General features: G+C 63.1%; 5 protein-coding genes. All 5 read right to left on the bottom strand.

From position 1 onward, the window contains the following. Positions 1-125: 125 nt before the first annotated feature. The 5 genes from gyrB to AC1P6P_RS13140 all read right to left on the bottom strand — a co-directional run bounded on the left by gyrB (position 126) and on the right by AC1P6P_RS13140 (position 6,989). Positions 126-2,576, bottom strand: a complete 2,451-nt coding sequence (gyrB, locus tag AC1P6P_RS13120) for a DNA topoisomerase (ATP-hydrolyzing) subunit B (RefSeq protein ID WP_481402894.1) — start codon at positions 2,574-2,576, stop codon at positions 126-128. Continuing rightward, positions 2,576-3,184, bottom strand: a complete 609-nt coding sequence (locus tag AC1P6P_RS13125; protein ID WP_481402895.1) for a LysE family translocator — start codon at positions 3,182-3,184, stop codon at positions 2,576-2,578. Before AC1P6P_RS13125 ends, gyrB begins: the two co-directional genes overlap by 1 nt. After that, entirely contained in the window at positions 3,181-4,368 is a 1,188-nt protein-coding gene (gene recF, locus AC1P6P_RS13130) for a DNA replication/repair protein RecF (RefSeq protein ID WP_481402896.1), read from the bottom strand. Before recF ends, AC1P6P_RS13125 begins: the two co-directional genes overlap by 4 nt. Before the next feature lie 189 nt (positions 4,369-4,557). Then, on the bottom strand, positions 4,558-5,679 hold the full coding sequence (gene dnaN, locus AC1P6P_RS13135) for a DNA polymerase III subunit beta (RefSeq protein WP_481402897.1): 1,122 nt from the start codon (positions 5,677-5,679) through the stop codon (positions 4,558-4,560). 461 nt (positions 5,680-6,140) lie between these two features. Continuing rightward, on the bottom strand, positions 6,141-6,989 hold the full coding sequence (locus tag AC1P6P_RS13140) for a hypothetical protein (RefSeq protein ID WP_481402898.1): 849 nt from the start codon (positions 6,987-6,989) through the stop codon (positions 6,141-6,143). Positions 6,990-7,878 lie beyond the last annotated feature (889 nt).

Here is a 7,878-nt window from a genome sequence, read left to right on the forward strand (position 1 = left end):
ACCCTGTGCCAAGCTTCTCACATCTGGCGCGTCCAGGCACCTGGATCCCCTTCTCCTCGCGGCCCTCGCATTTGCTCGCGCCACTTGGCCGGGGATGACAGGGCCTGCACGAATAGGCGCTTCCCTCACACGTCCAGCGTCGCGTACAGCGCGTTGTCCTGGATGAATTCGCGGCGGGGTTCGACCACTTCGCCCATCAGTTTGGCGAAGAGGTCGTCGGCGTCGTCGGCGTGTTCCACTTTCACCCTCAGCAGCGTGCGCGCGTTTTCGTCGAGCGTGGTTTCGTACAGCTGCGACGCGTTCATTTCGCCGAGGCCCTTGTAGCGCTGCAGGCTGAGGCCCTTGCGGCCCCAGTCGTAGATCGCATTGAGCAGTTCGCTCGGCGCGCGCACTTCCACCGTTTCGTCCTTGCGCGTCAGCTGGCCGACCTTGAGATAGACGTTCTTCAGATCGTCGGTCATGCGGTCGAGCTTGCGCGCGTCGGTGGAACCGATCAGGGCGCCGTCGATCGCCACCATCTCGCGCACGCCGCGTACTTCGCGCCAGAATTTGAGGCCGCCGTCGCTGGTCGGTTCGCCCTGCCAGCCGCGTTCGGTCTCGTCCGACAACAGATCGAGGCGGCGCGCGATATAGTCGGCCGCTTCCCGCGCCTTGTCGGGATCGGTGAGCACGTCGGGATTCATGGCGCCGGCGATCGCCGCCTGCTCGAGCATGAAGCGCGGATAATGCTGCGGGAAATTGGCCAGCGCCGCGCCGGTGGAGCGCGCCTTCTCGACGATGGCGGTAAGGTCGGCGCCGGTCACGACTTCGCCGGTGTGCAGTTTCAGCGAGGCGCCCGCGGTGCCTTCGCCGATGAGATAATCCTCCAGCGCGCGCTCGTCCTTCAGATAGCGCTCGGACTTGCCGCGGGCCGCCTTATACAGCGGCGGCTGGGCGATGTAGACGTGGCCGCGTTCGATCAGCTCCGGCATCTGGCGATAGAAGAACGTCAAGAGCAGGGTGCGGATATGGGCGCCATCGACGTCGGCGTCGGTCATGATGATGATCTTGTGATAGCGCAGCTTGTCGGGATTGAACTCCTCGCGGCCGATGCCGGTGCCGAGCACGGTGATCAGGATCGCGATTTCCTGGCTCGACAGCATCTTGTCGAAGCGCACGCGCTCGACGTTGAGGATCTTGCCGCGCAACGGCAGCACCGCCTGGTTGGCGCGATTGCGGCCCTGCTTGGCCGAGCCGCCGGCGCTTTCGCCCTCGACGATGAAGAGTTCGCACTTGGAGGGATCGCGTTCCTGGCAATCGGCGAGCTTGCCGGGCAGCGAGGCGCCGTCGAGCGCACTCTTGCGCCGGGTCAGTTCGCGCGCCTTGCGGGCGGCTTCGCGGGCGGCGGCGGCTTCCACCACCTTGCCGACGATGCTCTTTGCTTCCGAAGGATGGCGCTCCAGCCAGTCGCCGAGCTTGTCGAGCACGACGCTTTCGACCACGGGGCGCACTTCGGAGGAGACCAGCTTGTCTTTCGTCTGTGAACTGAATTTCGGGTCCGGCACCTTCACCGACAAGACGCAGGTGAGGCCCTCGCGGCAATCATCGCCGGTGAGCTGAACCTTGTCCTTCTTGGAGGCCATTTCATCGGCGTATTTCGTCACCACGCGGGTCAGCGCGGCGCGGAAGCCGGCCAGATGCGTGCCGCCGTCGCGCTGCGGGATGTTGTTGGTGAAGCACAGCATCGTCTCGTGATAGCTGTCGTTCCAGGTCAGCGCGGCTTCCACCGTGATGCCTTCGCGTTCGGCGCTCATGCAGACGGGCGCGGCGATCAGCGCGGTCTTGGCGCGATCGATGAACTTCACGAACTGTTCCAAGCCGCCTTCGTAATGCAGCTTCACTTCCTTGGGCTCGACGCCGCGCTTGTCGGTGAAATAGATGACGATGCCGGAATTGAGGAAGGCGAGTTCGCGCAACCGGTGTTCCAGCGTGCCGAAATCGTATTCGGTCTTGGTGAAGGTCTGGGTCGAGGCGAGGAAGGTCACTTCGGTGCCGCGCTTGCCGGGCGCCTCCTGCACCACTTTCAGCGGCGCCACGGCATCGCCGTGGGCGAAGCGGATGTAGTGTTCCTTGTCGTCGCGCCAGACGCGCAGGTCGAGCCATTCCGACAGGGCGTTGACCACCGAGACGCCGACGCCGTGCAGGCCGCCGGAGACCTTGTAGGCGTTGTCGTCGAACTTACCGCCGGCGTGCAGCTGGGTCATGATGACTTCGGCCGCCGACACGCCTTCCTCGGGATGGATGTCGGTCGGGATGCCGCGGCCGTTGTCGCGCACTGTCACCGAGCCGTCGGGATTGAGGATGACATCGATGCGGTCGGCATAGCCGCCCAGCGCCTCGTCGATGGCGTTGTCGACGACCTCGTAGACCATGTGGTGCAGGCCGGAGCCGTCGTCGGTATCGCCGATATACATGCCGGGGCGCTTGCGCACCGCGTCGAGGCCTTTCAATACCTTGATGCTCTCGGCGCCGTAATCGGACGATCCGCTGTTGCCGTTGCCGCCGCCGTTGGGGGCGTCGTTGTTTTCTTCGCTCATCAGCTCACCGCCACTCCTGCGCCGGCACCGACCATGATGACCGCCGCGGTTCTGTTTATGTTTTTGCGAGCCCGCCGGCTCGTGAGGAAGCTGCGCACCTGCGCCGCTGCGCCCGCGTAGGCGAGCATGATCGCGGGGATCAGCACCGCCGTCGCCGCCACCAGCTGGGCGTATCCGACCCCATTCAGATGCCGCAAATCGATCACCTGCGGAAACAGCGCCAGGAAGAATCCCATCGCCTTGGGATTGCCGAGCGTGACCGACAGATGGCTGAAAAAACTCTGTCTCGCCGTGGCGGGCACGATCTCGGGCATCTCGCTCACCTCGGCAGTCCAGTACTTATAGCCCATGTAGAGGAGATAAAGCGCGCCCGCATATTTGATGATCAGGAAACCCGTTCCCAGCGCGCTCGCGAGGCCGGCGAGGCCGAAGGCTGACAGTGTCATCCAGACGAGATCGCCGGCCAGAACGCCGATCGCGCCGGGCACGCAGGAGCGAAAGCCTGAGCCCAGCGAGCGCGCCACGATGGCGATCACGCCGGGGCCGGGCACGGCAATGCAGATCGCGTACAGCGTGCAGTAGATCAGGTACGAATTCCACGAGATCATGGGGTGTCCATAAGCCCGAAATGGCTGTTGTCAACGGTGAAAACATCGGCGCGGGCGCTGAGGCTTTCGAACAGCGACAGGTCGGTTCCGGTCATCCAGGCCTGGGCGCCGAGGGCAAGGATTTCGTCGAACAATGCGGCTCTTCTGCGGCTGTCGAGATGGGCGGCGACTTCGTCGAGCAAGAGAAGCGGGGCGCGGCCGTCACGCAGCCGCGACAGCTCCCAGGCATCGGCCAGGATGATGGAAACCAGCAGCGCCTTCTGCTCGCCGGTGGAGCATTCGCGGGCGTCGGCGCGCTTCACCACATGGCGGACGGCGAGGTCGGAGCGATGCGGCCCGCAAACGGTGTGGCCGCTTTCGGCATCGGCAATGCGGGTGCGGGCGAAGAGATCGCGCAAGCGGCTTTCGGCGTCGGGGCCGAATTCGGCGAGGAGCACGTCGGCTTCGCCTTCCATCGCCAGTTGCGCCTGCGGGAATGCGCCCTTTTCGCCGCGCTCGGCGAGCATGGTGTTGAGCTGCGCCACGGTTTCGCCGCGCGCCACCGCCATCGCCGCGCCGGCCTCGGCCATTTCCTTTTCCAGCCCATCGAGCCACATCGGATCGCGCGGGCCGTATTTGAGCAGCTTGGCGCGTTCGCGCATCGCGGTTTCGTAGCGCACGACGCGGCGGCCGTGACCGGGATCGAAGCCGAGCACCAGCCGGTCGATGAATTTGCGCCGCGCGCTCGCGCCTTCGCAGAACAGCCGGTCCATCGCCGGCGTCAGCCAGGTCATTTGCACGAGATCGCCGAGATCGGGGGAGGCCGCCGGCACGCCGTTGAGCCGCACTTGCCGCCGCTCGCCGCCGCCAGGGCCGAGCGTCAGGCCGGTGCCGATTTGATAGGTCTCGCCGGAGCGCATGACACTCGCCGCCACCGCCCACAGCGCGTCGGAGGGCGCCGACGGGCCGCGACGGATGTGTTCGGAGAGTTTCGCGCCGCGCAGGCCCCGGCCGGGCGCCAAGAGCGAGATGGCGTCGAGCACATTGGTCTTGCCGGCGCCGTTCGGCCCCGCCAGCACCACCGGCCGTCCACTGACGATCAGCTCGACGCTGGCGTAAGAGCGGAAATTGGTCAGCGCCAGGCGCGTGACCGCGAGCCGGACGTCCCGCTCCGCGCGCATTTCAGCCTGACGCTCAGTTTCCATTCACACACTCAATGTCATCCCCGGCCTTGCGAAGCCGAAGGCGAAGCAGGAGAACGGGGACCCAGGTCCAACCGGCAAGACGCCGTCGAAATATGGCTCCGTGCCCGCCTTCAACGACCACGCTGCTCGATCACCTGGGTCCCCTTTCCCTTCGCGCTGCGCGCTACGGCCGGGGATGACAGGTGGTGCTCACACCCGCATGGGCATGAGGACGTAGAGCGTGCGGGCGTCTTCGGGGTCTTCGATCACGGTGGGCGAGCCCGCGTCCGAGAGCAGGAACCGCACCGCCTTGCCCTCGATCTGGCCGGTGATGTCGAGCACGTATTTGGCGTTGAAGCCGATCTCGATCGATGTCGCCGAATAGTTCGCCGCCAGCTCTTCGGTTGCGGTGCCGCTTTCCGGATTGACCACGGTCAGCGTCACCTTGTCCTTGGCGATGACCAGCTTCACGGCGCGGGTCTTGTCGGCGGAGATGGTGGAGACGCGGTCGACCGCCAGCCCGAAATCCTTGGCTACGAGCGACAGCGCCTTGTCGTTGCCCGACGGGATCACGCGCTGGTAATCGGGGAAGGTGCCGTCGATCAGCTTCGACGTCAGGTCGACGCCGTTGAAGGCGAACTGGATCTTGGTGTCCGACAGCGCAATCTCGATCGCCCCATCGGCATCATCCAGAAGGCGGCGCAGCTCGGCGACGGTCTTGCGCGGCACGATCACGCCCGGCATGTCGGTGGCGCCTTCGGGCAGCTCGAGTTCGAAGCGGGCGAGGCGATGGCCGTCGGTCGCGACCGCGCGCAGGGCCGGCGCTTTGCCGTCCTTCGCCGCGTGGACATAGATGCCGTTGAGATAAAAGCGCGTCTCTTCGGTGGAGATGGCGAAGCGCGTCTTGTCGATCAGCCGCTTGAGGTCGTCGGCCGCCAGCTTGAAGCGGTGCGGCAGGGCGCCGGCCGCCATCGCCGGGAAATCTTCCTTGGGCAGGCAGGCGAGTTCGAACCGCACCGTGCCGGCCGAAACCTGCAGGCGGCCCGCGTCGCCGGCGAGCAGCTCCACTTGCACCTGCGCCCCATCGGGCAGCTTGCGGACGATGTCGTAGAGCATGTGGGCGGGGGCGGTGGCGGCGCCGTTGCGCAGCACGTCGGCCGGCAGCGCTTCGACGATCTCGATGTCGAGGTCGGTAGCGGTGAGCTTCACCTGGCCCTTGGCGGCTTCCACCATGACGTTGGAGAGGATTGGAATGGTGTTGCGCCGCTCGACGACGCTCTGGACGTGGCTGAGCGCCTTGAGGAAGGCTCCGCGTTCGACGTTGATCTTCATGGCTGCCGCCCGTCTGGATGTTGATCGCCCGGCCGCCCCCACAGCGCCCGGTAAGTCCTTGATTCTGCTGAGATGGATTCCGTCAGACTCAAGTGCGAAACCATAGCAGGCGAGACGCCAGAACGCTAGCGGGCGCAGGGGGTTAGCTTACCTCCCCCTTGTGGGGAGGTCGACGCGCAGCGTCGGGTGGGGGGCTGCGCCGACGCGCGCCACACCTCCACCTCGCCCCCACTTCGGGGGAGAGGTCAGCGCGCAGCGCTGGGTGAGGGGGTGCTGACGTCTGGCACATCCACTTCGGGGGAGAGAGGTCGACCGGCGAAGCCGGGCGGGCGCACCCACGCCGCCAAACGAACACCCCGCCCCTTTCTGCCCCCGCGGGCACAAGACTCTCACCCCCGCACACAAACCGCGGGGGAAGTGTCATCCGATGCAGCGAAGCGGCAGCGGAGGACGAAGGGGGCTTAGCGATGAGTGAATTTTCGCACCATCGCACCGACGATAGACGCGACAACTGCTGCAACACCATAGATCTGTAGTCTTGTGAATTGGATGTCAAACAAGCTCGCGATGTAGCCTGAACACAATGTAACTGTAGCCGCAGCCGTCCCCATGGCCACCAGGACGATCAATAAGCGAAGTCGATGGCGCGCGCGTTCTTGTTTCGATATTTGTGTCCACTTCACACGCGAAAACCACGTCAAAAGCCCAGCCATCGTCAACATCATTGCAAAGCCAAAACATAGTGCAAAGAATTCGTACACGGACGATATGTTTTTTATAACGTCAATGCCGCCAATCTGTCCTGTAAGGGACTGAACTAGCGTCGATGAATTGATTTGTGGGGCGTTCCCTTTCAAAACGCGGCTTAAATGAGGGTTGGGCTTCAGCAGAAGGTAGAAGAATAGAATGGCAATGCCAGACAAAGAATACAGCAGCAAATTGGCCGCAAATTGAAGTCTCTTGCGAGCCCTATGGAGCGGGGCCATTCGAAAATGGATTTCCCAGGAAAACACATTTTTCGGTGACAGGTTTCTTTTTTCCGCAATTGCTACAGCAAGAACATCTCGAATATATATTCCGATGTCCTCAATGCGCCGGTCGCATGTGATATGTGCGACGCCAGCAATAAATATCGCAAACGGCAGCGCTAGCAGGATGTCGACTGCCTGATCCTTTGCGCTTGAACTTACGATAGCCAAGCCGCCGCCAATGATTGTCATCGTGAAATAAAACAGCGTGTCACGATACGTGAGGCGCCCAATCTGTTCGTCTTTCAGTTTATCGAATTCGAGAAGATCATGATCTTCCATTGGTCAGCCCCTCGAGCCCCTCGATGCATGCTGCCTTAGTCAACAACCCCTCGCACCGCGGCATGCGCGCGCAAGCTCAGTAGAGTTCTTCAGAGTTGTTTCGCGTGCACGGCGTTTCTTTTTGATTTTGGAAAGATTGTTGTTCCTGACGTCCTAAACCAAGTCTGGCGTAATGAAACGGAGCGCGAGGTGGTATTCCCTTGAAACTGGCCGTCTTGCTCTTACATCTACAGAGCGTTGTGTTCTGTCCGCCGGCTGTTTCACCAGAGCGAATGATTCTGAGAGCGAATTGCGGTTCCCGCGCTTCTGCGTGTGCTAGTGAATCGCAAACAGAAGCGAATTTGTTTGTGGGGCAAGCGGTTCGGGTTCTGTTTAAAGGGATTCGAATTCGATTCCGGCAAATAGAGCCCTCTTCGGCCCTTACGGGCCACTTCCCCCACGGTCTTCGTGCCGGTGGCGAGACCCGTGTGCCCGCGGGGGCAGAAAAGAGAGTGCCGCCGGGGCAGAACCCGCGGGGGCAGAAAAGAGAGTGCCCGCGGGGGCAGAACCCGCGGGGGCAAAACCCGCGGGGGCTGAACCCGCGGGGGCAGAATACGCGGCAAAAAAAGATGCCTCGCTCGCTCCGCGTCTCCGCGTGAATCGCGTTCTTCCGGAACCGGCCTAATAAGGCGATTGATCTGTGGTGTCAGGGCCTTAACGGGATTTGAATTCGATTTTTCGATTTTTGTGCGGCGGAGCGGTATGGATGGCCGCCTTGCCAAAACGATCAAGCCGCCGCCCGGCCAGCTCTGCTCAGACCGGCTTCACCAGGACGTGCTTCTTCTTGCCGATCGAAAGCTTCAGCACGCCTTGAGCAAGATCGGTTTCGGCGACGGCGGCCTTCACATCG

Source organism: Rhizomicrobium sp. (assembly GCF_056722145.1).